The organism is Micromonospora sp. NPDC047187 (genome assembly GCF_040643355.1).
GTDB lineage: Bacteria > Actinomycetota > Actinomycetes > Mycobacteriales > Micromonosporaceae > Micromonospora > Micromonospora salmantinae.
The window spans coordinates 1-23,773 of the sequence record NZ_JBEYUF010000041.1 but is presented as its reverse complement, the minus strand read 5'-3'; the positions used below and the strand labels follow the sequence as shown (position 1 = coordinate 23,773).

General features: G+C 74.4%; 21 protein-coding genes. 10 read left to right on the top strand and 11 right to left on the bottom strand.

Going from position 1 to position 23,773, the window contains the following annotated elements; translation table 11 throughout:
- Window position 1 precedes the first annotated feature (1 nt).
- Window positions 2–1,300: a DUF58 domain-containing protein gene (locus tag ABZ794_RS32925; RefSeq protein ID WP_210785716.1), complete on the top strand. Its 1,299-nt coding sequence runs from the start codon at window positions 2–4 to the stop codon at window positions 1,298–1,300.
- 16 nt (window positions 1,301–1,316) lie between these two features.
- On the top strand, window positions 1,317–3,788 hold the full coding sequence (locus ABZ794_RS32920) for a DUF3488 and transglutaminase-like domain-containing protein (RefSeq protein ID WP_357519310.1): 2,472 nt from the start codon (window positions 1,317–1,319) through the stop codon (window positions 3,786–3,788).
- Window positions 3,789–4,091: 303 nt separating this feature from the next.
- Here ABZ794_RS32920 and ABZ794_RS32915 read toward each other — a convergent pair whose 3' ends face one another.
- The 9 genes from ABZ794_RS32915 to ABZ794_RS32875 form a co-directional block, all read right to left on the bottom strand.
- Entirely contained in the window at window positions 4,092–4,490 is a 399-nt protein-coding gene (locus ABZ794_RS32915; RefSeq protein WP_030334542.1) for a DUF3040 domain-containing protein, read from the bottom strand.
- 116 nt (window positions 4,491–4,606) lie between these two features.
- Window positions 4,607–5,866 carry a DNA polymerase IV gene (locus ABZ794_RS32910; RefSeq protein ID WP_357519308.1) on the bottom strand — a complete coding sequence of 420 codons (1,260 nt, stop codon included), beginning with the start codon at window positions 5,864–5,866 and terminating at the stop codon, window positions 4,607–4,609.
- Window positions 5,867–5,928: 62 nt separating this feature from the next.
- Window positions 5,929–7,101, bottom strand: coding sequence for a nucleotide pyrophosphatase/phosphodiesterase family protein (locus tag ABZ794_RS32905; protein WP_357519306.1), 1,173 nt, complete (start codon window positions 7,099–7,101; stop codon window positions 5,929–5,931).
- Window positions 7,098–7,865 carry a methyltransferase domain-containing protein gene (locus ABZ794_RS32900; RefSeq protein ID WP_091407658.1) on the bottom strand — a complete coding sequence of 256 codons (768 nt, stop codon included), beginning with the start codon at window positions 7,863–7,865 and terminating at the stop codon, window positions 7,098–7,100. Before ABZ794_RS32900 ends, ABZ794_RS32905 begins: the two co-directional genes overlap by 4 nt.
- Window positions 7,866–7,940: 75 nt before the next feature.
- Window positions 7,941–8,117 carry a hypothetical protein gene (locus tag ABZ794_RS32895; RefSeq protein ID WP_167492956.1) on the bottom strand — a complete coding sequence of 59 codons (177 nt, stop codon included), beginning with the start codon at window positions 8,115–8,117 and terminating at the stop codon, window positions 7,941–7,943.
- A 93-nt stretch (window positions 8,118–8,210) separates the two neighbouring features.
- Window positions 8,211–11,594: an error-prone DNA polymerase gene (locus ABZ794_RS32890; protein ID WP_238690623.1), complete on the bottom strand. Its 3,384-nt coding sequence runs from the start codon at window positions 11,592–11,594 to the stop codon at window positions 8,211–8,213.
- A 33-nt stretch (window positions 11,595–11,627) separates the two neighbouring features.
- Window positions 11,628–13,241 (bottom strand): DNA polymerase Y family protein, encoded by a 1,614-nt coding sequence (locus ABZ794_RS32885; RefSeq protein WP_357519304.1) that lies wholly within the window; start codon window positions 13,239–13,241, stop codon window positions 11,628–11,630.
- Window positions 13,238–13,963, bottom strand: a complete 726-nt coding sequence (locus ABZ794_RS32880; protein WP_238690621.1) for a hypothetical protein — start codon at window positions 13,961–13,963, stop codon at window positions 13,238–13,240. The genes ABZ794_RS32885 and ABZ794_RS32880 overlap by 4 nt, the downstream gene beginning before the upstream one ends.
- 102 nt (window positions 13,964–14,065) lie before the next feature.
- The gene (locus ABZ794_RS32875) at window positions 14,066–14,515 is read right to left on the bottom strand and encodes an SAV_6107 family HEPN domain-containing protein (RefSeq protein ID WP_007463070.1); all 450 of its coding nucleotides are present in this window, start codon (window positions 14,513–14,515) and stop codon (window positions 14,066–14,068) included.
- Window positions 14,516–14,960: 445 nt separating this feature from the next.
- On the opposite strand from ABZ794_RS32875, the gene ABZ794_RS32870 reads away from it, so the two are divergent.
- The 6 genes from ABZ794_RS32870 to crtI are packed head-to-tail and all read left to right on the top strand — an operon-like array spanning window position 14,961 to window position 20,272.
- On the top strand, window positions 14,961–15,449 hold the full coding sequence (locus tag ABZ794_RS32870) for a YbaK/EbsC family protein (protein WP_210785722.1): 489 nt from the start codon (window positions 14,961–14,963) through the stop codon (window positions 15,447–15,449).
- A complete protein-coding gene (locus ABZ794_RS32865; protein WP_357519301.1) occupies window positions 15,446–16,225 on the top strand; it encodes a monooxygenase in 780 nt (259 codons plus the stop codon). The genes ABZ794_RS32870 and ABZ794_RS32865 overlap by 4 nt, the downstream gene beginning before the upstream one ends.
- Window positions 16,222–16,773, top strand: a complete 552-nt coding sequence (locus tag ABZ794_RS32860) for a GNAT family N-acetyltransferase (protein ID WP_210785723.1) — start codon at window positions 16,222–16,224, stop codon at window positions 16,771–16,773. Before ABZ794_RS32865 ends, ABZ794_RS32860 begins: the two co-directional genes overlap by 4 nt.
- Entirely contained in the window at window positions 16,770–17,648 is an 879-nt protein-coding gene (locus ABZ794_RS32855; RefSeq protein ID WP_238690620.1) for a carotenoid biosynthesis protein, read from the top strand. Before ABZ794_RS32860 ends, ABZ794_RS32855 begins: the two co-directional genes overlap by 4 nt.
- A complete protein-coding gene (locus tag ABZ794_RS32850; protein ID WP_357519298.1) occupies window positions 17,645–18,772 on the top strand; it encodes a glycosyltransferase in 1,128 nt (375 codons plus the stop codon). The genes ABZ794_RS32855 and ABZ794_RS32850 overlap by 4 nt, the downstream gene beginning before the upstream one ends.
- 12 nt (window positions 18,773–18,784) lie before the next feature.
- Window positions 18,785–20,272, top strand: a complete 1,488-nt coding sequence (crtI, locus tag ABZ794_RS32845) for a phytoene desaturase family protein (RefSeq protein ID WP_357519296.1) — start codon at window positions 18,785–18,787, stop codon at window positions 20,270–20,272.
- A gap of 44 nt (window positions 20,273–20,316) precedes the next feature.
- On the opposite strand, the gene ABZ794_RS32840 is transcribed toward crtI, so the two are convergent.
- Window positions 20,317–21,006 (bottom strand): CDP-alcohol phosphatidyltransferase family protein, encoded by a 690-nt coding sequence (locus ABZ794_RS32840; RefSeq protein ID WP_210785727.1) that lies wholly within the window; start codon window positions 21,004–21,006, stop codon window positions 20,317–20,319.
- A 44-nt stretch (window positions 21,007–21,050) separates the two neighbouring features.
- On the bottom strand, window positions 21,051–21,968 hold the full coding sequence (gene metF / locus ABZ794_RS32835; RefSeq protein ID WP_112623915.1) for a methylenetetrahydrofolate reductase [NAD(P)H]: 918 nt from the start codon (window positions 21,966–21,968) through the stop codon (window positions 21,051–21,053).
- A gap of 249 nt (window positions 21,969–22,217) precedes the next feature.
- On the opposite strand from metF, the gene ABZ794_RS32830 reads away from it, so the two are divergent.
- Together ABZ794_RS32830 and ABZ794_RS32825 are read left to right on the top strand one after the other, a co-directional pair.
- Complete coding sequence (locus ABZ794_RS32830; RefSeq protein ID WP_238690617.1) at window positions 22,218–22,607, top strand: helix-turn-helix domain-containing protein; 390 nt, start codon at window positions 22,218–22,220, stop codon at window positions 22,605–22,607.
- Between the two features lie 9 nt (window positions 22,608–22,616).
- Window positions 22,617–23,699, top strand: coding sequence for a polyprenyl synthetase family protein (locus tag ABZ794_RS32825; protein WP_357519293.1), 1,083 nt, complete (start codon window positions 22,617–22,619; stop codon window positions 23,697–23,699).
- Window positions 23,700–23,773: the final 74 nt, after the last annotated feature.

Sequence of the window (23,773 nt, the reverse complement as noted above, 5' to 3'; positions counted from 1 at the left end):
CGTGCGTGCCGGGCTGCGCGGGCTGACCACCCGCGGGCGGTCCTTCCTCGCCGCTGCGGTCGCGGCGGCGATCTCGGCCGGAATCCTCGGCGAGAAGGACCTGCTCCGGGTGGCTGTGCTGTTGGCCATCCTGCCGTTGCTGGCCGCCGCCTACGTCGGGCGGAGCCGGTACAAGCTGGCCTGCAACCGTTCCCTGGACCCGCACCGGGTTCCGGTCGGCGCCAACTCCCGGGTGGTGCTGCGCCTACAGAACCTGTCCCGGCTGCCGACCGGCACCCTGCTCCTGGAGGACCGGCTGCCCTACGCGCTGGGCAGCCGGCCCCGGGTGGTGTTGGAGCGGCTCGGCGCGCACCAGGCCAGCTCCGTGGCGTACACGGTGCGGGCCGACGTGCGGGGCCGCTACGACGTGGGCCCGCTGGTCGTCCGGATGACCGACCCGTTCGGCCTGTGCGAGCTCACCCGCTCCTTCCCCAGCACCGACCACCTGACGGTCATCCCGCAGGTCACCCCGCTGCCGTCGGTCCGGCTCCCCGGGGAGTACGCGGGCAGCGGCGACAGCCGGGCCCGCTCGGTGGCGGTGCACGGCGAGGACGACGCGGCGACCCGGGAGTACCGGCGCGGCGACGACCTGCGCCGGGTGCACTGGAAGTCCACCGCCCGCACCGGTGAGCTGATGGTGCGCCGCGAGGAGCAACCGTGGGAGAGCCGGGCCACCGTCGTCCTGGACACCCGGGCGTACGGCCACCGGGGCGAGGGGCCGACGGCCAGTTTCGAGTGGTCGGTCTCGGCCGCCGCGAGCATCGCCGTTCACCTGCGGCAGGCCGGTTACAAGTTGCGCCTGGTCACCGGCTCGGGGGCAGATGTGGACGCCTCCGAGGCCGGCGGGGACGGTGCGCTGCTCGACCACCTCGCGGAGGTCCGACTGGATCAGCGCGCCGAGGTCACCGGCCTCGTGCAGCGGGTCCGCCAACGCGCCGACGGCGGTCTGATCATCGGCCTGTTCGGCACGGTGAGCGTCGCCGAGGCGGAGCTGCTGGCCGGGCTGCGGGGCAACGGCGCCACCTGTGTCGGCTTCCTCCTGAACAGCTCCACCTGGCTCAGCCTGCCGGAGAAGGCGCGGGCCGAGGCGGAGCACGCCCACGCCGCCGCCGTCCTCGCCATGTTGCAGAGTGGCTGGCGGGTGGTCGGCGTCGACCACGGCGGCCGGCTGCCGGCGCTGTGGCCGCAGGTCGGTCGGGGCGCCCAGGGGTTCGCCCTGCGGGCCGCGCTGGCCGAGACGGTCGCCGGCGGTGTGCGATGAACGGAAGGTTCTCCGCATGATCAGCACTCGGAACATCGGCATGGTGGCGGCCGCTGCCACGCTGCTGGCCGCCGCGCCGCTGTCGGCCATCTTCCAGGGCTGGACGTGGTTGATCGAGTCCATCATCGCGGTCGCCGTGGTGGCCGGGGTGGCCGCGCTGACCCGCCTTGCCCGGGCACCTCTGTGGGGTCAGGTGCTGGGCATGCTGGCCGGCCTGATGCTCGCCCTGACCTGGTTGTTCCCCAGCGGCCAGGAGCTGTTCGCGATCCTGCCCACCCCGGGCACGTTCGCGTACTTCGGGGACCTGCTCGCCGGCTCCATGCAGGACATGCGCTCGTACGGGGTCGAGGTCCCGGACACCGACCCGCTGCTGTTCATCGCCGTGCTCGGCGTCGGCGGGGTCGCCGTGCTGGTGGACGTACTGGCCGTGGGGCTGCGCCGGCCCGCGCTGGCGGGGCTGCCGATGCTCGCCATCTACTCGGTGCCGGTCGCCGTCTACGTGGACAGCGTCCCCGCGGTGCCGTTCGTGGTGGGCGCCGCCGGTTACCTCTGGCTGCTGGTCACCGACAACGTCGACCGGGTGCGCCGCTTCGGGCGCCGGTTCACCGGTGATGGCCGTGACGTCGACGTGTGGGAGGCCTCTCCGCTGGCGTCCGCCGGCCGTCGGCTCGCGGCGGTCGGGGTGGCCCTGGCGGTGGTGCTGCCGCTGGCGGTGCCCGGCATGACCGGCGGGCTGCTCGACTCGCTCAGCCGAGGGCCGGGCAACGGCACCGGCAACGGGTCCGGCTCGGGGGGCACGTCGGGTCGGATCGACCTTTTCGCCTCGCTCGCCGGCCAGCTCAACCAGTCCCAGGTGGCCGACCTGGTGAAGGTGAAGACGTCCGAGCAGAACCCGTTCTACCTGCGCTACGCGGTCGCCGACGAGTTGCGCCCCGCTGGTTTCCAGGCGCGCAGCCCCAGCGGCAGGTCGGTCAACCGGGACCTGCCGAACCCGGCCGACCGGGCCGGGCCAGGCGTGCGGCAGGCCACCTACCAGGCGACCGTCGAGGTCACCAAGAGCCTGAGCATGTCGCTGATGCCGGTGTACGCCGAACCGACCCGCGCCGACGACCTCAGTGACAACTGGCTCTACGACGCCAACCAGCAGGTCGTCTTCTCCAACCGGGAGAACTCCCGCGGTCGGAAGTACTCCTTCGACTACGTTCGCTCGACCTTCACACCCGACGCGTTGCGGACCGCGAAGCCGCTGCCTACCGAACACCCCGTACGCCGACAGATGACCGCGACCCCCGGGCCGGTGCCCGAGGTGGAGGAGCTGGTCAAGGGGCTGATCCAGGGCAAACGCACTGACTACGACCGGGTGCTGTCGATCTACCAGCACTTCTCGGCGGACAACGGTTTCAGCTACCGGTTGAGCACCGAGAGCGGCAGCAGCGGTCAGGACATCGTCAACTTTCTGACCAACAAGGTCGGCTACTGCCAGCAGTACGCCGCCGCGATGGCCTGGCTGGTCCGCTCGGCCGGCATCCCGGCCCGGGTGGCTTTCGGGTTCACCAACGGCAGCAAGCGCGACGGTGACACCTTCACGCTGACCAATCTCAACCTGCACGCCTGGACCGAGGTCTACTTCGACGGGGCTGGTTGGGTGCCGTTCGACGCCACCCCGGCGTACGGGGTGCCCGGCTCCACCCGGTCGGCCTGGGCACCGGACACTGACGCGCCGGAGGAGCCCAGCCCGAGCAGCGGCGCCACCAGCGCCCCGACGGACCCGGGCGCCTCGACGGAGTCGACCGGCCCGGACAACGCCGACCGGGACACCGACGACGGGCTCTCTCTCGGCGGGACGACGCCGAACGAGCAGCCACCGGTCTGGCCGTGGTGGGCAGCGGGCCTGGTGGCCCTGCTGGTGCTGCTCGCGGTGCCCGCGCTGCGCCGGATGGCCCTGCGCCGCCGACGCAGTGGCCGCGCGGCGAGCGGGGCGATGGCCTCCGCGAGGGTCGACGGCGGCAGCGAGCCGGGGGCACGTCCGGTGGTGGTCAGCGCGGACGCCAACCGCGCCCGCGCGGACGCGCACGCCGCCTGGGCGGAGCTGCTCGACACGCTTGTGGACTTCCGGGTCCCGGTCGATCCGACCGAGACGCCCAGGGCGACAGCGGACCGGCTTGTCCGGGACTCCCTCGACGATGACGACGCGATCGGGTCGGCGCGGCTGCTCGGCCGGGCGGAGGAGCGGGCCCGCTACGCGCGGGATCCGCTGACCGGTGAGGGGTTGCTGCCGGCGCTACGCGCGGTCCGTGCGGCGCTCGCGACACGGGCGGACCGACGGACCCGCCTGCTCGCCGCCGTGCTGCCGCCCTCGGTGCTGCTGCGCTGGCGCACCGCCATGGCCGACAGGTCCGGCCGGATGGTGGCGCTCACCGGGCAGGCCCGGTACCGGCTGCTGCGGTGGAACCCTCGACGGCTGCTGGCCGACCGGGCCGCTCGCTGACCGACCAGTTCCAGGTCCGTGGGGCGGCGGCCACCACCGCCGCCCCACCCGCCTCAGCTGCCGCCACCCTAGGTCGTGCTCGATCCAGGAGGTAGGCCCTTCCCGGGCGCACGATGCCACTACATCCAGGACCGAGCACGATCATGCGCAGAGTGGTCGCTCCTCGGTGAGGTGCTTCTGCGGGTCGGGGCATCCCTGCGGAGAGCGCGCAACGGGGGCGCGCGGATACGACGGAGGTCGCCGGGGGCTGTGCCCGGCGACCGCTCGTCGCGGCGTACGGCCCGCCTCAGCGGCGGGACCGGCTCAGCGGTGCCCCTCCGGGCGCTGCCGCCACCTGTCCTCCATGCGGTCCAGGATTGACGACCGGCGACCGGATCGGCCACCGCGGGGACGACGACGACTCGTCGTGCCGCCCACCACGTGCAGGTCGGGTGACTGCGCCCGCCGGTGCGACTGCACCGCGAACGCCGCCGACGCCAGCATGACGACGAAGCCCGCCACCGCCAGTGGTGGAGTCTTGATCACCGCGCCATAGACCAGTAGAGCCAAGCCAGCGATGATGACGCCGGCGGCGACGAGCAGGCGACGCCGCGCATGGAAGCGCGGATCGCTGGCGCGCACGGCCGAGGCGAATTTGGGGTCCTCGGCAAGCGACCGCTCGATCTGCTCGAACAGCCGCTGCTCGTGCTCCGAGAGCGGCACGGCACTCCTCCCCGGTCACGTTGGTCGGGCCCACTCGGGCCGACAGACCGTGGCAGCCAACCGGCTGCTTACCCGCAAGTCTACGAGGGGGGTCGCGCGTCGGAAAGCGGGACGACCTATGGGCGGGGTGGATTTTCGTTTCGACGGGGATCACGGTCGCCCATCAGACTGGCCGGACCTATGACGGACCGCCCGAAACGGGCAGCGGCGGCGTCCGCGGCAGCTTCCGCTTCGCGCCAGCCACGCTCGGGCGCGCCGAGGGTGAGTTGCCGGGGAGCGCCCTGCGCCGAGGCGAGCCCTTCCACCCGGACACCGACGAGGCGGATCCGCTCGCCAGGGTCCAACGCGGTATAGAGCGCCCAGACCGTGTCGAACATCTCGCGGGCGGTGTCGGTGGGAACGTCGAGGGTGCGAGATCGGCTGACGGTGCGGAAGTCGGCCAGCCGGACCTTGAGCGAGACGGTGCGCCCGACCTGCCCGGAGCCGCGCAACCGGACACCGACCTTCGCGCTGAGCGCGAGCAACGCACGGCGGATCTCCAACGGGTCGGCCACGTCGACGTCGAAGGTCACCTCGGCGCCGATCGACTTGTCGACGTGCTCGGGGCTGACCCCGCGCGGGTCGCGCCCCCAGGCCAACTCGTGCAGGTGGGATGCCGAGGCGGCACCGACGGCCCGGCGGAGCATGCCCACCGGTGCCTCGGCGAGGTCGCCGACGGTGGTCAGGCCGAGCCGGCGTAGCGACTCGGCGGCGCGCTCCCCCACCCCCCACAGGGCGTTCACCGGCAGCGGGTGCAGGAAGTCGAGCACCTGCCCCGGGGGCACGACCAGCAGGCCGTCCGGCTTGGCCCGGGTGGAGCCCAGCTTGGCCACGAACTTGGTCGGCGCCACCCCGACCGAGCAGGTCAGCGCCTGCTCGTCGGCGACCCGGCGACGGATCAGCCGGGCGATGGTGGCCGGAGAGCCGAAGAGCCGCCGGGCGCCGGTCACGTCGAGGAACGCCTCGTCGAGGGAGAGCGGCTCGACCAGCGGCGTGACGTCCCGGAAGATCTGCATGACGGCCCGGGAGGCGGCCGTGTAGGCGGAAAAATCCGGTGGCAGGTAGACCGCGTGGGGGCAGCGGGCCCGGGCCTGACTGGTCGGCATCGCGCTGCGGACGCCGTACCGGCGGGCCTCGTAGCTGGCCGAGCTGACCACCCCGCGCGGGCCGACACCGCCGACGACCACCGGTCGGCCGCGCAGCTCGGGGCGGCGGCGCACCTCGACGGCGGCGAAGAAGGCGTCCATGTCGACGTGCAGGATCGGGCTGGCGGAGTCGTCGGCGTCCGGCCCGAAGCGTGGATCGTCGCCCCGGGGCAACGACTGGCTGCGGCCCATCCCGGCAGGTTAACCCGGGGGTACGACACCACCATCGGCCAGTGGGCCGAACCGTCCCCGGGTCAGCCCCGGACGACCAGCAGCGGCACTGTCAGCTCCGCGGCGGTGTCCGACCCGTGGTAGGCCACCAACTTCGACGCCATCGGCCGCTCGGTGCGACTGGCCATGACCGCGTACGTGTCGTTGCAGATCACCACCACGTCGCCGATCCGGCCGAGGTGCTCCTCGGGCACCGGCCCGAACCAGCCGGTGGCCACCACCTCGTCGCGGGTGCGTACCCGGGCCGTGGCGCCCAGCACCTCCGACCAGGCGGCCCGCACGTCGTCGACCGCGCCCGGCTCGACGTGCAGGTAACGCACCCGGGCCTCGCCGGCCACCAGCCGCACGCCGGCGCGCAGTCGCGGATCGGTGTCCAGGTCGAAGCGGTGCGCGGCAGGGATGTCGAGCTGCCCGTGGTCGGCGGTCACCAGCAGCGCCGCATCCGGCGGCAGCCCGTCGACCAGGCGGGTGACCAGGGCGTCCACCTCGGTGGCGGCGACCCGCCAGGGTGCCGAGTCGACGCCGCTGACGTGGCCGTGCCGGTCCAGGTCGGCGTGGTAGCCGGAGACCAGTGTGGGACCGGCCCCGGCGGCCAGCGCGGCCAGCATGGCGGTGGCCACCGCGTCCCCGCCGGCGGCGCCCCGGAAGTCGCCACCCCGGTTGGCGGCCAGTGTCAACCCACTGCCGCCGAACTCCGGACGACTCACCACGCTCGTCGTCACCCCGGCGGCGCGGGCCCGCTCCAACTGGGTGGGCACCGGCTGCCAGCGCAGCGGCGACGGATCGGCGGCCCAGTCGGTGTGGGTGAGCACCCGATCGGTGCCGGGCACCCGCACTGTGAAGCCGAGCACCCCGTGTGCGCCCGGCGCGACACCGGTGCCCAGCGACACCAGGCTGGTCGGGGTGGTGGACGGGAAGCCGGCGATGAGCGGCCGGGCCACAGTCGCGGCGAGCCCGGCGATGGTCGGCGCGTACGGCGCCGCGGTCGGCAGCTGGTACCAGCCGAGCCCGTCGACGAGCAGCACGGCGATCCGGCGTACCCCGGCCAGCTCGGGCCGGAGCCCGAGCGGGTCGGTCGAGCCGGGCACCCCGAGCACGGCCAGCGCGCTGGGCAGCACGTCGGCGAGACGGCCGCCGCCGTGGCCCGGCCCGAGGATCTCCAGCGGCGCAGGCCGGCTACCAGCCTCGGCGATCATGCCGGCCGGCGGGCGAACAGGTGCAGTTGGGCGGCCAGGTCCCGGTACGGCGGTTGGGCGGCCAGCGCACGTTCCAGCTCGACCACGGCTGCGGACTGCCCGTCGGCGACCGCGGCCGGCAGCAGGTCGGCCAGCACGCGTACCCCGTGGATCTCCTCGACCACCAGCCCGGCGGCGCCGAGCAGCGCGGCGGCGCCGGGGGCGTCGTAGCGTCGGCGCAGCGTGTCGCGCGGGCCCGCGGTGCCGGCCGGATCGGCGGCCAGGGTTGTCGCGACGTCCAGGTGCCCGTTCATCGCGCGGCCCAGCACGGCGGCGGCCCGGCCGGCCACCAGCACACTGGCCGCGCCACCCGGGCGCAGCGCGGTGGCCAGCGCGGTCACCACCGGCGTCGGGTCGTCGACGACCTCCAGGACGGCGTGGCAGAGCACCAGGTCGACGCCGGCCGGCTCGACCAGCCCGGCGAGGGCGTCACCGTCGCCCTGCACGGCGGCGATCCGGTCGGCCACCCCGGCCTCGGCGGCGCGACGGGTGAGCGCGGCGAGCGCGTCGGGGCTGGCGTCGACGACCGTGACCCGATGCCCGGCGCGGGCCAGCGGAACGGCGAAACCGCCGGTGCCACCGCCCACGTCCAGCACTGTGAGCTCGGCGTCGCCGCGCCGGTCCAGCTCGGCGCGGAGCACCGACCAGATCACGGCGGTACGGGGTGTCAGCGGCGGCTCGGCGAACCGGCCTCGGGTCTGCTCCACCCGGTCGAGCCTAGTCACCCGGTCCGGTGGTGGTGTGGGCGTGTGGCGGGGGCGCCCACCACACGCCCGATCGGTGCGTGGTGCGGCGGCCGGTCAGGCCTCGGTGCCCTCGGCCTCGTCCTCCGCCCGGGACCGGCGCTCGTTGGCCACCGGACCGTTTGTCACCTCGTACTCGCGGGGGTCGGCGAGGTGCGACGGCACCCAGCCGGTGCCCAGTCGGGTCCGCCGGGCGTTGGCGATTCCACCGGTGTACGCGTGATTTCCCGTCACTGTCGTTCCCCCTCACGGATCACGGGCCGCTCTGCCCGCTCGGAACGAGTCTCCCGCTCGACGGCTCGGGAAACCGTAATGTGGATCACTGAATCAGCGGAAGTCACGGGAGGCGGGGCTGACCGGTGGCTCGATGGCGTCCAGGCGGTCGGCGACCAGGTTGGTCACCCCCTCGTGCCGCTGCAACCGCCCCCGGACCACCAGCGCGGCGCTGGTCCGCGCCACCCGCCGGTAGCGCTGCCACAGCCCCGGCGAACAGGTGACGTTGAGCATCCCCGTCTCGTCCTCCAGGTTGAGGAAGGTGACCCCGCCCGCGGTCGCCGGGCGTTGCCGGTGGGTGACGATGCCACCGACCCGGATCCGCTGCCCCGGCTCCACCCGGCCGAGCCGGGCGATCGGCACCGCGCCGAGCACGTCGAGCTGACCCCGGATGAACCGGGCGGGGTGGCTCTCCGGCGACAACCCGGTGGCCCACACGTCGGCGACCAGCCGGTCCACCGCCTCCATCCCGGGCAGCGTGGGCGCCGCCGCGCCGGTCACCGTGCCCGGCAGCCGACCCGGCCGGTCCTGGGCCGCCGCGCCGGCGGCCCACAGCGCCTGCCGCCGGGTCAGCCCGAAACAGGCGAAGGCGTCCGCGGTGGCCAACGCCTCCAGCTGCGCGGCGGTGAGACCGAGCCGCCGGGCCACATCCGGCATGTCCCGGTACGGCCCACCGGCGACCCGTTCGGCCTCGATCCGTTCGGCCACGTCGGCGCCGAGGGTCCGCACACCGGACAGGCCGAGCCGGACGGCGGGACCGCCCAGCCCCCAGGCGTGCGGCGGCTCCCCCGGCCCGCTGCCCCACCGGGTCTCCGGGGTGGACTCCAGCACCGCCAGAGCCCCGCTGGCGTTGATGTCCGGACGACGGACCTCCACCCCGTGCCGGCGGGCGTCGTCGACAAGGGTCTGCGGCGAGTAGAAACCCATCGGCTGGGCGTTGAGCAGCGCGGCCAGGAACGGCGCGGGGTGGTAACGCTTGAGCCAGGAGCTGGCGTAGACCAGGTAGGCGAAGCTCATCGCGTGGCTCTCCGGGAAGCCGTAGCTGGCGAACGCGGTGAGCTTGCGGTAGACGTCGTCGGCCAGCTCACCGGTGATGCCCCGCTCGGCCATCCCGGCGTAGAGCCGGTCGGCGATCCGGGTCATCCGCTCGACCGACCGTTTGGCGCCCATCGCCCGGCGCAACTGGTCGGCCTCGGCCGCGTCGAAGCCGGCCAGGTCGATGGCGAGCTGCATCAGCTGCTCCTGGAACAACGGCACACCCAGGGTCTTCTCCAGGGCGTTACGCATCAATGGGTGCGCGAAGGTCACCGGCTCCTGGCCGTTCTTGCGACGGATGAACGGGTGCACCGATCCGCCCTGGATCGGGCCGGGGCGGATCAGCGCCACCTCGACCACCAGGTCGTAGAACTCGCGGGGCTTGAGTCGGGGCAGGGTGGCCATCTGGGCCCGACTCTCCACCTGGAACACCCCGACCGAGTCGGCCCGGCAGAGCATGTCGTAGACCTCCGGGTCGTCCAGGGTCATGTCGCCCAGGTCGAGCCGGGACCCGATCATGTCGTAGCCGTAGTGCAGGGCGGAGAGCATGCCCAGGCCGAGCAGGTCGAACTTGACCAGGCCCACCGCGGCGCAGTCGTCCTTGTCCCATTGCAGGACGCTGCGCCCGGGCATCCGCCCCCACTCCACCGGGCAGACCTCGATCACCGGCCGGTCGCAGATCACCATGCCGCCGGAGTGGATGCCCAGGTGTCGCGGGAACGTCTGCAACTCGTTGGCGTACTCCACCACCTGCTCGGGGATGTTCTCGACATCGACAGTGGCGACCGAGCCCCACCTGTCGATCTGCTTGCTCCAGGCGTCCTGCTGCCCCGGCGAGTAGCCGAACGCCTTGGCCACGTCCCGCACTGCCGACCGGGGCCGGTAGGAGATGACGTTGGCGACCTGGGCGGCGTGCTCCCGGCCGTAACGGGTGTAGACGTGCTGGATCACCTCCTCCCGGCGGTCGGACTCGATGTCCACGTCGATGTCGGGTGGACCGTCCCGTTCCGGGGCGAGGAACCGCTCGAAGAGCAGTTGGTGCCGGACCGCGTCCACATTGGTGATCCGCAACGCGTAGCAGACCGCCGAGTTGGCCGCCGAACCCCGACCCTGGCAGTAGATGTCCTGGTCACGGCAGAACGTGACGATGTCGTAGACCACCAGGAAGTAGCCGGGGAAACCCAGCTCCTCGATCATGTTCAGTTCGTGGTCGAGTTGCGCGTACGCCGTCGGGTGCGCCTGCGGCGGCCCGTAGCGCTCGTGTGCCCCGTCAGCTGTCAGCTTCCGCAGCCAGCTCATCTCCGTGTGCCCCGGCGGCACCGGGTACGCCGGTAGCTGCGGCGCGACGAGCTGGAGGTCGAAGGCCAACTCGGCGCCGAACTCGGCGGCCCGCGCCACCGCACCCGGGTACGCGGCGAACCGGGCCGCCATCTCCGCGCCGCTGCGCAGGTGAGCGGTGGCCGCCGCGGGCAACCAGCCGTCGATCTCGTCCAGGCTGCGGCGGGCCCGGACCGCGGCGACGGTGGTGGCCAGCCGACGCCGGCCGGGGCTGGCGTAGTGCACGTTGTTGCTGGCCACAGTCGGCAACCCGGCCGCGGCGGCCAGTTCGGCGAGCGCGTCGTTACGGTCGGCGTCGATGGGATGGCCGTGGTCGGTCAGCTCCACGGCCACCGTCTCCGCGCCGAAGAGCGCTGTCAGCCGGTCCAACTCGCGGGCCGCCGCGTCCACCCCCTCGGTGAGCAGTGCCCCCGGCACGTGCCCCTTGCGGCAGCCGGTCAGCACCAGCACATGGTCACGCAGCTCGGCGGCGACCTCCTCCAGGTCCCCGTAGTCCGGGCGGCCCTTCTCCCCGCCGCGCAGCTGGGCGCGGGCGATGGTGGTGGCCAGCCGGGCGTACCCCTCATGGCCGTGCGCGAGCACCAGCAGGTGCGCGCCGTGCGGGTCGGGCTCGCCGTTCTGCGGGCCGGGCAGGCCGAGGGACAGCTCCGCGCCGAAGATGGTCGGCAGGCCCAGCGTACGAGCCGCCTCGGCGAAGCGGACCACCCCGTAGAAGCCGTCGTGGTCGGTGACGGCGAGCGCGGTGAGCCCCAGCCGGGCCGCCTCCTCGGCCAGCTCCTCCGGGTGGCTGGCGCCGTCGAGGAAGCTGAAATTGGTGTGCGCGTGCAGCTCCGCGTAGGGCACCACGCCGTCGGGGCGGATCAGCTCCGGTGGCTGGTACTGCTCGCGGCGGCGGCTCCACGCCGGGGAGTCGCCGCCGTCGGCGTCCACGGCGAGCGGATCCACCACGTGCAGGTGCCGCTCCTCGCGCGACCGACCGCCGCCCGACCGGCCGGAGCCGCTGGCCCGCCCGGAGAGCACCCGCTCCAGCTCCGACCAGGGCATCTTCGGGTTGTGGAAGCTCATCGAGCAGCCGCCTCCGACCTGGGGAGCACCGGCTCAGTCATAGATTGCCTCCACCAACCACTGCCCGGCCTCGACGGCCAGCAGCAGGGCGGCGCCGTCGGCCAGGCTGACCTGGAACCGGGCCCGGCGGCGGGCCTCGACCGGCGCCCACCACCGCTCATCCACCGGCCACGGGCCGGCCCAGCCCACGATCTCCGCCGGCTGACCGGTGCCGACCACCAGCCGAGCCGGTGGGGCACTCACCGCCAACCGCGCGCTGATCACCACCGGCTCGCCGGCGGCGTCGTGCACCGTCGCCGCGAGCGGGCTGGGCAGCACCACCGCCGGCGCGGGCGCCGGCAGCCGGCCCGGCCACGGCGGAACCCCGCCTGCACCCCGGCCGGTGGCCGGGTCGGCGCCGGCATCGGCCGGCGGACCAGGACGGGCGGGGACGCGTTCGTCGCCCCACGGCACCAGTCGCACCTGGTCGGCCGGGGAGCGCCCACCACCGAGCACCGCGGTGACCACCGCTTCCGGGCCGAGGATGCCCTGCACCCGGCTCAACGCCCGGTGCGCGCGTTCCCGTTCCTCGCCGGTCTCCCCCCAGAGCCCGGCCTGCAGACCGGCCTGGGCGATCACCCCGTCCGGGATCAGTCGCAGCCGGATGATGCCGGCCGTCGGTCGGGCCGGCCGGGCACCGGCGCGGCCGTTGCTGCCGGAGAGCCACCCGTCGAGCTGCCAGCGCACCCGGTCGGCGATGGCCGCGGCGGTGAGCAGGCCATCGTGCCGCCACACCCGGTGCAACTCCTGCCCGTGCTCGGTCACCGCCTCGATGCCGAGCCGGGTGCAGGCCAACCCGTGCCCGGCCAGCCGTTCGTGCAGCCGCTCGGCCAGCGCCCGGGCCACGAACGCCGCCGCGTCGACCCGGTCGATCGGCTCGTCGTGCTCGGCGGTCACCGTCAGGTCGGCCGGCGGCTGTCGGACGGCGAGTGGGCGGTGGTCCCGCCCGGCGGCCAGCCGGTGGGCCAGCGCACCGTCGAACCCGAACCGGGCCAGCACGTCGCCGGCCGGCAGGGCCGCGAAGTCGCCGAGGGTGCGTACCCCCAGCCGACGCAGCAGGTCGGCCAGCGCCGACCGGCCGAGCGCCTCGACCGGCAACCCGGCCAGGAACTCCGGTGTCCCACCCGGTGCCACCACCCGGCCAGCGCGAGCGGCCAACCCGGCCGCGAACACCCCGTCGGCGATGCCGACCTGGCTCTCCACCAGGCACGACTGCGCCACGTGTTCGATGATCCGCTCAGCGGCCGCCTCCTCACCGCCGAGGTAACGGCCCGGCCCCCGGGCGGCCACCGCGCAGGCACCCGGACGGACCACCTCGACACCGGCGACCAACTCCTCCACCGCGGCGACCACCGGCTCGAACGCCCGGGCGTCCCGGCCGGGGTCGTACTCCACGACGGCGAGCTGCGGGCAGCGCCCCTGCGCCTCCCGCTTGCGCAGCCCTCGACGCACCCCCTCGGCGCGGGCCCGCTCGGAGCAGGCGACCACCCGATTGGCGTGCAGCACGGCGACCGGGCCGGTCGCCGGCACCCCGTCGACGATCTCGGCGGCGAGCACCGGCCAGTCCGGGCACCACAGCAGCAGCGTGCGCGCCGGCGCGCCGGTCACCCCCGACCGACCAGCGCGAGTGGCGCGGCCGATCGGCCCACGGGCGACGGCAGCGCACGAGGGATCACCCGGGTCAGCTCGTCACCCGGGAGCCAGACCTTGATCTCCTTGGGCCGGGCGGCCGCCCCGCGCCCGCGCGCCGAGACGGTGATCTCCCGGCGGCGCAACCGCCCCCGACCCAACCCGAGACCCTCCCAGACTCCCCGGACCACCTGCAGCGTCACGTCCGCGCCGTCCCACCGGCCGTACGGGACGAGCACGCTGCCGCGCTGCCGGGCCCGGGCTGCCAACCGGGTGGCGACCGAGGCGGAGACCGAGGCCGGCACTGTGGTGACCACGACGTCCACCCCGTCGATCAGCGCGGCGACAACTGTGGCCCACTCGGGGCCGGGGTTCGGCACCAGGGCCAGCCGGTCCAGGGCGATGCCCAGCTCAGCCGCCGCGCCCGCACCGAACGTCGGCACCCCGACCACGGCGCACCACGAGCCGGCCCGGGACGCCTCGGCGAGCAGGGCCAGCATCAGCGAGGTGCCACCGCTGCGGCGTGGCTGGCCGGCGGCGACAGCGATGGTGCTACCCCGGCGCAGGCCCCTGTTGGGCAGCAGACCCGTCAGCTCGGGCACCACCGGCAGCACCCGGTGGCCACCGACTGGGTCGGGCGCGCTCGCCGGGCGCACCAGATCGGCCAGCGCGGCGGAACCGACCACCATGCGGCCCGCCATTGGACCAACTCCCCCGTCGTTGCTGTGGATCAGATCAGGACCGGCACGCCGTGCCACCGGCCGCCCGGCTCCCCCCGCCGGGCGGCCGGTGGCACGGCGGGATCAGGCGGCGAGGCCGTCCAGGGCCGGTTGGTGGGCCACGCCGAGCGCGGTTTCCACCACCGTGACGAACTGTTCGGCAGCGCGGAGCAGATCGTCGGCCTCCCGGGCGCTGACCACCCGGGGGATGCCGGCCTCGGCGGCGGCGCGCTTGCTGGCCCCCGCGGCGAAGAACCGGGACCACTCGTCGAGCTCCGGAGCGACGGCGCAGAGGAGGACCCAGACGCTGGTGATCCGGTTACGTCGACTCGGCGCGGGTCGGGCCCGGGCGGCGAGCAGGGCCGCCGCCGCGCGCAGGGCAGCAAGGTGGGCAGCCGCGTAGCGCAGACCGTCAGGTCGGGTCTGGCCGGCCTCGACCAGCCCACGGCGGGCCAACGTGAGGAGTTGGGCGGGGGTGCGGTGCGGCAACACGTGCGCCGGCACCGTCGGTGCCTGAGCCGGGTTGGTCGGCATGGATGTCTCTCCTCCACGTGGCCGAGACGCCACTGCGGCGGCTGATGCCGCCGACGAGACGCCGAGGTCGGGGTGGTGCGGAGGAAGACGCACCGGGTGTGGCCGGCCGGGTGTGGATGCTTCCCCACACCACACCCGGCCGGCGGACCGGCGGGTGCGTCGCCCGCCGCCCGGGGGTCGTGGGCGGCGGGCAACGCTCCTGCCTGTTGGGACCAGGCTCGCGACTGCCCGGAAACCCAGGTGCGGCCCGCGGAGCCGCACCGCCCGGAGGTGGCGCCGCGAAACGCCGCGCTCCGGCTGGTTGGAACGGGCGTTCGAGGCAATCGAACACTCGTTCTAACTGCTGCTGACAGTACACCTCCCCTCCGACGAAAATGCAACGTGTGACGCGCCGAGCGTGCCGGCCGGCTGAACCGGCCACCAGCGGACCGGGAAGAATGGCGGGATGCAGCCACACCCGAACGTACGGGCGGTGCAGGACGCGCTCACCGCCGCCGGCACTCTCGACGGCGCCGGTGAGCCCAGCATGGTCCGTCTGCTGCCCGACGCGGTGCACACCGCCTCGGCGGCCGCCGAGGCACTCGACGTCGAGGTCGGCCAGATCGCCAACTCACTGATCTTCGACGCGGACGACACTCCGCTGCTCGTCCTCACCTCTGGCGCACACCGGGTCGACACCGCCGGCCTGGCGGCATCGATCGGCGTCACCCGACTGCGCCGGGCCACCCCGGAGTTCGTCCGGGCCCACACCGGGCAGCCGATCGGCGGGGTCGCCCCACTCGGGCACCCGCACCCGCTACGCACCCTGGTGGACACGGCGCTGGCGGCGTACCCGGAGATCTGGGCCGCGGGTGGCGTACCCCAGGCGGTCTTCCCGACCACCTACCCCGAGCTGTTGCGGGTCACCGCCGGCATCCCGGCCGAGGTGGCGTGAGCGAGCGGAGCGAGCGAACCAGCAGGCCCAGCGGCGACGTCAGCGCGGCCCCGGAGCTCGTCACGCTGCACGTGTGGCGGACCTCCCACGGCGCGCTGCCCCGGGCGCTGACCCGGATGGCGGTGGACCCCCGCCGGTTGCGGGCCCTCCCCGGCGTTCGGTTCGGCAAGCTGCTGGGCACCGGGACCGGCACCGACTTCGGGCCACGGGACGCCGACCTGACCCGGTGGGCGGCGCTGACCGTCTGGGACTCTCCCGCCGCGGCGGCCGGCTTCGACGACTCGCCGGTCGGGCGGGCCTGGGCGCGCATCGCCCACGCCCAGGCGCGAATCGACCTACGCCCGCTGACCAGCCGGGGCGAGTGGTCCGGCCAGCGGCCGTTCGGCGACCCGTCGGGCGGCCGGGTCGCCGGCCCGGTGCTGGCACTGACCCGGGCCCGGCTGCGGGCCCGCCGGGCGGCCACCTTCTGGCGGGCGATCCCGCCGGTGGTCGCCGCCCTGCGCGACGCGCCCGGGCTGCTGGCCCGGTTCGGGGTCGGAGAGGCCCCGTTGGGTTGGCAGGGCACGGTGAGCGTGTGGCGCGCCCCGACGGACCTGGTGGCGTTCGCGTACCGTCACCCGGAGCATCGGGCGGCGATCATGCGAACCCCCACCGCGGGCTGGTACGCCGAGGAGCTGTTCGCCCGGTTCGAGGTGCGCGACGTGGTCGGCGACCGGTCGGTGCTCGGATGGGTCGCCGACGGCGGCCCGGAAACGGTGAAGGGTGGACGGGCATGAGGTTGGTGCGCTGGACGCCGGACGATCTCGTCCGGCGGCTGGACGACGTGGTGGCCGTCTACGGCGAGGCGATGGGATACCGCACCGACCTGCTGGAGGCCCGGCGCGGTTACATCGCCACCCACGTCCGCCGGCCGGGTTTCCGGGCGGTCGCCAGCCTGACCAGTGAGGGTCACCTCGCCGGCTTCGGCTACGGCTACCTGGGCGCCTCCGGTCAGTGGTGGCACGACCAGGTGCACCGCGCGCTGGACACCCCGACCCGCACGCGCTGGCTCACCCACTGCTTCGAGGTGGTCGAGCTGCACGTCCGGCCACCGGCGCAGGGGCACGGCCTGGGCGCCGGTCAGCTGCGCGCGCTGCTCGGCATGGCGGAGGGCGACACCGTGCTGCTGTCCACCCCGGAGGCCGACGAGCAGACCTCGCGGGCCTGGCGGTTGTACCGACGGTTCGGCTTCGTCGACGTGCTGCGCGACTTCCACTTCCCCGGCGACGAGCGACCGTTCGGCGTACTCGGTCGGGATCTGCCGCTCGAGCCACCGGCGTCATGACCCGGCGGATCTCCTGGACGATGCTCGCCGTCCTGGTGCTCGCCCAGATCTGCTACCCGCTCACCACCGGCGCCACCCGGGCCGGGCTCACAGTGGCCACCGTCGTCCTCGGTTGGCTGCTCTCGGTCGGCCACGCGCTGCTCAGCCGGGGCCCACGGGTGGCGGCGGCGCTGGTCGCGGTGGCCACCGGCGGCGGGTTCGCGATCGAGGCGATCGGGGTGGCCACCGGCGTGCCGTTCGGCAGCTACGACTACTCCGGAGAGCTGGGCCCCAAGCTGGCCGGCGTGCCACTGATCATTCCGCTGGCCTGGACCTGGATGGCCTGGCCGGCCTGGCTGGCAGCGGTCCGACTGACCGGCGGCACTGCCGCAACGGCCGGCGGCAGCGGGTCGGCAGGCGGCGGCAGCGGGTCGACTGTGGGTCGGTGGGTGGGGCGGATCGCGCTGGCCACCGTGGGGCTGGCCGCCTGGGACCTCTTCCTCGACCCGCAGATGGTGGCCGAGGGCTACTGGGTCTGGCGCGACGCCACCCCGGCCCTGCCCGGCCTGGCCGGCATCCCGGTCAGCAACTACCTGGGCTGGCTGCTCTTCGCCGTGCTGATGATGAGCGCGCTGCGCCCGCTGGCCGGGCCGGCCGCCGAACACACCGACCGGCGGGACCACCCGATGGTCGCGCTCTACCTGTGGACGTACTTCTCCAGCATCCTGGCCCACGCCGTCTTCCTCGACCTGCCCGCCTCGGCGCTCTGGGGCGCCGCCGGCATGTCGGTGACCGCCGTACCCCTGGCGGTGACCCTCCTGCGTGCCCGCCGGGGCGGTGACCCCGGTCGGGAGACCCACCAGCCACACCGCCCCGGCGTCGACGCGACCCGATGACCGCCCTGCTCGCCCTGCTCATCGCCGTCGCCGCGTTGACCGGGCACACCTGGCTCAACGCCACCCGGTGGCTGCGCCGACCCACCGACCGGCCCGACGACGTCGACGAGCCGGTCACCGTGCTGCTGCCGCTGCGCGACGAGGCCACCCGGGTCACACCCTGCCTGCGCGCCCTGCTGGCCCAGCGCGGCGTACCCGGGCTGCGCGTCGTGGTCCTCGACGACGGGTCCACCGACGGCACCGCCGACGTGGTCCGCGCGGTGGCCGGCGACGACCCCCGGGTCACGCTGCTCACCGGGGTCGCCCCACCGCCGGGCTGGCTGGGCAAGCCGCACGCCTGCTGGCAGCTGGCCACCCGGGCCGACCCGGACGCCACCGCGCTGGTCTTCGTCGACGCCGACGTGGTGCTCGCCCCGCACGCCGTGGCCGCTGCCGTCACCGAGTTGCGCGCCGCCCGGGTGACGCTGCTGTCGCCGTACCCCCGGATCGTGGTGGCGACGGCCGGCGACCGGTTGGTGCAGCCGCTGTTGCAGTGGCTCTGGCTGACCTTCCTGCCGCTGCGCGCGATGGAGCGCTCGTCGCGGCCGTCGCTGGCCGCGGCGGGCGGGCAGTTTCTGGTGGTGGACCGGGCCGGCTACACCACCGCCGGCGGGCACGCCGCGGTCGCCGACAAGATCCTGGAGGACGTCGAGCTGGCCCGGGCGGTCAAGCGGGCCGGTGGGCGGATCGCCCTGGCCGACGGCTCCCGGCTGGCCACCTGCCGGATGTACGACAACTGGCCGCAACTGCGCGACGGGTACTCGAAGTCGCTCTGGGCGTCCTTCGGGCACCCCGGCGCGGCGGCAGCCGTGGTGGCGGCGCTGCTGCTGCTCTACACCGCCCCACCACTGATCGCGCTGACGGGTGCGGCGGCCGGCGCACCGAGGGTGGCCGCCGTGGGCCTGGCCGCGTACGTGCTCGGGGTGGCCGGACGGGTGCTCACCGCCCGCGCGACCGGTGGCCGGTGGTGGCCCGACGCGCTCGCACACCCCGTGTCGGTCGTGGTCCTCGGTTGGCTGACCCTGCGGTCGTACCATCTGCGAAAGCGACGCCGCCTGACCTGGCGGGGCCGCCCGGTCAGCTAGGGAGGACGCGGCATGGCGCGGATCGTGGTCGTCGGCGCCGGGGTGGGTGGCCTCGCCACCGCCGCCCGGCTGGCCGCTACCGGGCACCAGGTGACCGTCTTCGAGCGGGCCGACACGGTCGGCGGCAAGCTCGGCCGGTACGCGCACGACACCCCGGCCGGGTCGTTCCACTTCGACACCGGGCCGAGCCTGCTCACCCTGCCCGAGGTCTTCCACGACCTGTTCGAGGCGACCGGGGCGAAGCTCGACGAATACCTGGACCTGGTCGGACTGGACCCGATCGTCCGGCACGTCTTTCCCGACGGTGGCCCGACCCTGGACTCGTGCGCCGACCCGGCGGAGTTCACCGCCCGGATCGGGGCCGCGTTCGGTGACCGGGCGGCAGCCGACTGGCAGCGGCTGTGGCGGCGGGCGGCGCGGGTGTGGCAGGCCTCCTCACAGGACATCCTGCGTCGTACCGTCGACTCTCCCCGCGACCTCGCGTCGCTGGCCTGGCGCGTCGGCGACCTGGCCGCCATCGCCCCGGGCCGCACTCTGCGCGGCCTGGGCCGCCGGCACCTGTCCGACCCGCGGTTGCGGATGATGCTGGACCGGTACGCCACCTACACCGGCGCCGACCCACGTCGGGCACCGGCGGCGCTGGTCGCGGTCCCCTACGCCGAGCTGGCCTTCGGCGGCTGGTACCTGCGCGGTGGGCTGGGCACACTCGCCGACGCGCTGCTGACCCGCTGCCTGGACCTCGGCGTGGTCGTGCAGACCGACGCCACTGTCACCCGGATCGACGCCACCGGCGGCCGGGTGCACGGGGTACGCCTCGCCGGCGTCACCGCCCCGGTGCCCGCCGACGTGGTGGTGGCCAACGTGGACGCGCTCACCGTCTACCGTGACCTGCTGCCGCACCCGCGTCGGCTGGCCGCGCTGACCGACCGCAGCCTCGCCGGCTTCGTGCTGCTGCTCGGCGTCTCCGGCAGCACCGGGCTGGCCCACCACAACGTCTTCTTCCCGGACGACTACGACGCCGAGTTCGACGCGGTCTTCGGTGACCCCGGGCGCGGCGTACGGGCCCGGCCGGCGGCCGACCCGGCGGTGTTCGTCACAGTGGCCGACGACCCGATGGTCCGCCCAGCCGGACACGAGGCGTGGTTCGTGCTGGTCAACGCCGCCCGGCAGGGCACCGCGGCGGGCGCGGTCGACTGGCGACGCCCGGGGCTGGCCGACGCGTACGCCGACCGGATCCTGGACGTGCTGGCGCGGCGCGGCGTGGACGTGCGCGATCGGCTGCTGTTCCGCGAGATCCGTACCCCGGCCGACCTGGACGTGGCGACCGGCGCGCCAGGTGGCTCGATCTACGGCACCGCCGGTGGGCTGCTCCGCCCGGCGAACCGGGGCCCGGCGAACGGGCTGTGGCTGGTGGGTGGCTCCACCCACCCGGGCGGCGGATTGCCGATGGTGACCCTCTCCGCGCAGATCGTCGCCGACGAGATCGGCCCCGCCTGGTAGACCCGGCCTGGCGCCTGATTTCGGTCGGCGTCGGGCTGGCCCGCTCAGTCGGCCTCGAGCAGGGCGCGGCGGATGCTGGAGAGCAGTTGCCCCAGGCCGAAACCGGCCAGCAGCACCCAGACCGCGGTCGCCATGGTGATGGTGCCAGCGGCCAGGTCTGGCTCGATCAGCCCGGCCAGCCCGGCGACCAGCAGGCCGGCCAGCGCCACCGAGACCCGGGTGGGGCGTTCGCCCACTGTCACCGCGCCGATCTCCCGCATGCCGGCGGCGACCGCCCGCGCCCGGACGTACTCGTGCAACCAGGACAGCGCGCCGCCCGCGACCACCAGCCCACCCGGCGCTCCCACCAGCCAGAACGCCAGCAGCCACGCCACCTCACCGAGCCGGTCGGCGACCGAGTCGTAGACGTAGCCGAGCCGGGTGGTGCGGCCGGTGGCGACCGCCACCGCACCGTCCACGCTGTCCGCCACGGCGGCGAGCAGCACGAACAGCGCGCCGAGGAACGGCCCGTCCCCCGGCCGGCCCACCAGCAACGGTACGCAGAAGCAGAGCAGCACCCCGGCCACGGTCACCGCGGTGGGGCTGACCCGCAGCCGACCCAGCACATATCCGACGTGGTACGCGAATCGCAGCCAGGCGCGCACCACCGGCGCGGCGACCCGAGGGTCGAACCCGCCGTGCAACCGCGCCCACGCCGTGGCGTACTGATCCCAGTTCAGCTGTGTGCCCACCACGGATCAACCGTCGTGCCGGGCAACAGGTGTCGCAGGCGCATCGTTCACACGCGGGCGCCGGCCTTCAGGTTCTGCCAGACCTCGCGGGTCGCGGTGGACCGGTTGAGGGTGATGAAGTGGATTCCCGGCACGCCCTCGTCCAGCAGTCGGCGGCACATCTCGCTGGCCTGCTCGATGCCGAGCCGGCGGACGGCGTCCGGGTCGTCGGCGACGCGTTCGAAGCGGGCCGCCAACGCCGGTGGGAACGGCGCACCGGACAGCTGCACGGACCGCTCGATGGTGCTGAACTGGGTCACCGGCATCACGCCGGCCAGGATCGGGGTGTCACAGCCGGCAGCGGCCACCCGGTCCCGTAGCCGCAGGTAGTCGTCGGCGTCGAAGAACATCTGGGTGACCGCGAACTCCGCGCCGGCCCGACACTTGCGGACGAACTGGGCGGTGTCGCTGGCCACGTCGGGCGAGCGGGGGTGCTTGTACGGGAAGGCCGCCACGCCGACGCTGAAGTCGCCGGCGTCGCGCACCAGCCGGACCAGGTCCTCGGCGTAGTCGACGCCCTCGGGGTGACGGATCCACTCACCGCCCGGGTTGCCCGGGGGGTCACCACGAACGGCCAGCACGTTGCGCACCCCCACCCCGGCGAGGCGGCCGACCACGTGCCGCAGCTCGGCGACGGAGTGGTTGACCGCGGTGAGGTGGGCCATCGGCAGCAGAGTGGTCTCGGTGGCGATCCGCTCGGTCACCGCCACTGTGGTGTCCCGGGTCGAGCCGCCGGCGCCGTACGTGATCGACACGAACGACGGGCGCAGGGACTCCAACTCGCGGATGGCCTGCCAGAGCAACTGCTCCCCCGCCTCGGTCTTGGGCGGGAAGAACTCGAACGAGAAGGTCGGCTGGTGCTCACGGATGAGCTCCCCGATCGCCGGCTGCGGATTGGGGAGTGTCGAGGGAAGACCGAGCGCCACGACCCGACTCTAGCGGTCGATGGCACCAGGACCCAGGCCCTTCCCACCCAGCGGCCCGGTGCCGCCCCGGTCCGGTGGGCTGCTTCGCCCGGATAAGGCGTCGTACCTCCGAGGTAGGAAGGGACGGTGCGGGAGGGGCGGCGGGGGTGGCCCGGGTCCCGCGCGGGGGTCAGCAACCGAGCGGTGACGCCGCTCCCGTCCGGCCGGGCGGGTGGGTCGTCACCGCACCGACGCCCGCCAGGAGGACCCATGATCCCGCCCACATCGCCGCGCCCCGCGCAGCTCGGGCCGCTGCTGGCCCGGTGCCGACTGGACCGGGGCTTGAGCCAGCAGCGAGCCGCCGCCGAGTTGTGTGCCGCCGCCGGGGTGCCGACGTTGAGTCGGCACGAGGTTTCCCGGTGGGAACGACAGCGTCGCGTGCCGGGCGGGTTCTGGCTCGGCTGGCTCGCCGTCGTCCTGGACGTGCCGCTGGTGGTGCTCGCCGAGGCCGCCGCGACCACCCGTCGGGCCAGCTCGACGCGGGCCACCGGGCCGGGCCGCGCGGCGGCGGCCGGCACGCGACCGGCCGGGCGGACGGGGCCCGGCCGCACCGGCGGGACTACGCGTGGCGGTGGAGCACGAGCACGGACGACCGGCTAGCGTCGGGACGTGACCCACGCTGCTCCCGTGTCCCCCGTCGACCGCGCCGGCCTGCGGCAGCGGGTCGACAAGGCTCTCACCGAGTTCCTGGCCGGCCAACGGGTCCGGCTCGCCGCCGTGGACGACGCTCTGGGTCCGGTGGCCGAGGCCATCGAGGCGTTCGTGCTCGGCGGCGGCAAGCGGCTGCGTCCCGCATTCGCGTACTGGGGGTTCCGGGGGGCCGGCGGGCTGGATGGCGACCAGGTGCTGACCGCCCTGGCATCACTGGAGTTCGTCCAGGCCAGCGCCCTGATCCACGACGACCTGATGGACCGTTCCGACACCCGTCGCGGCGAGCCCGCCGTACACCGACGGTTCGCCACCCGGCACCGGGAGGCCGGCTGGGGCGGCGACGCGGACGGTTTCGGCGACGCCGCGGCCATCCTGCTCGGTGACCTGTGCCTGGTCTGGTCCGACGAGCTGCTGCACTCCGCCGGCCTGGACCTGTGGTCGTTGGCCCGGGCCCGGCCGGTCTTCGACGAGATGCGCACCGAGGTCACCGTCGGGCAGTACCTCGACGTGCTCACGCAGGTCACCGGGGACACCTCGGTGGAACGGGCCAGCAAGGTCGCCCGGTACAAGTCCGCGAAGTACACCGTCGAGCGCCCGATGCTGCTCGGCGCCGCGCTGGCCGACGCGCCGGAGGACGTGCGGACGGCCTACTCGGCGTACGGGCTGCCGCTGGGCGAGGCGTTCCAGCTCCGCGACGACGTGCTGGGGGTCTTCGGCGACCCGGCGCTGACCGGCAAACCGGCCGGGGACGATCTACGCGAGGGCAAGCGCACCTACCTGGTGGCGGCGGCCGTGGAGACCACCGACGACGCGGGCCGCGAGCTGCTGCTCGGCCGGCTCGGCGACCCGGCGCTGGACGAGCACGGGGTGGCCCGGCTCCGCGAGGTGATCTCGGAGAGCGGGGCGCTGGCCCGTACCGAACAGCGGATCGTCACACTCACCGACGCCGCCCTGGCCGCCCTGACCGCCGTCGACCTCGACACCGAGGCCCGCCAAGCCCTGGTAGACCTGGCCATAGCCGCCACCCGCCGATCCGACTAACCCCCCCACCCTCCTCCCGCCCGCGCCCGCGCCCGCGGGCGCGGGGGCGGGCGCGGGCGCGGGCGCGGGGCCCG

Excerpts from the sequence above, each read along its gene's own strand:
- ABZ794_RS32920 (WP_357519310.1), top strand. The coding sequence starts at position 1,317 with ATGATCAGCACTCGGAACATCGGCATGGTGGCGGCCGCTGCCACGCTG.
- ABZ794_RS32875 (WP_007463070.1), bottom strand. The coding sequence starts at position 14,515 with ATGCCGACCAACCCGGCTCAGGCACCGACGGTGCCGGCGCACGTGTTG.
- ABZ794_RS32890 (WP_238690623.1), bottom strand. The coding sequence starts at position 11,594 with ATGAGCTTCCACAACCCGAAGATGCCCTGGTCGGAGCTGGAGCGGGTG.
- ABZ794_RS32855 (WP_238690620.1), top strand. The coding sequence starts at position 16,770 with ATGACCCGGCGGATCTCCTGGACGATGCTCGCCGTCCTGGTGCTCGCC.
- ABZ794_RS32910 (WP_357519308.1), bottom strand. The coding sequence starts at position 5,866 with ATGGGCCGCAGCCAGTCGTTGCCCCGGGGCGACGATCCACGCTTCGGG.
- ABZ794_RS32905 (WP_357519306.1), bottom strand. The coding sequence starts at position 7,101 with ATGATCGCCGAGGCTGGTAGCCGGCCTGCGCCGCTGGAGATCCTCGGG.
- crtI (WP_357519296.1), top strand. The coding sequence starts at position 18,785 with ATGGCGCGGATCGTGGTCGTCGGCGCCGGGGTGGGTGGCCTCGCCACC.
- ABZ794_RS32860 (WP_210785723.1), top strand. The coding sequence starts at position 16,222 with ATGAGGTTGGTGCGCTGGACGCCGGACGATCTCGTCCGGCGGCTGGAC.
- ABZ794_RS32870 (WP_210785722.1), top strand. The coding sequence starts at position 14,961 with ATGCAGCCACACCCGAACGTACGGGCGGTGCAGGACGCGCTCACCGCC.
- ABZ794_RS32850 (WP_357519298.1), top strand. The coding sequence starts at position 17,645 with ATGACCGCCCTGCTCGCCCTGCTCATCGCCGTCGCCGCGTTGACCGGG.
- ABZ794_RS32880 (WP_238690621.1), bottom strand. The coding sequence starts at position 13,963 with ATGGCGGGCCGCATGGTGGTCGGTTCCGCCGCGCTGGCCGATCTGGTG.
- ABZ794_RS32830 (WP_238690617.1), top strand. The coding sequence starts at position 22,218 with ATGATCCCGCCCACATCGCCGCGCCCCGCGCAGCTCGGGCCGCTGCTG.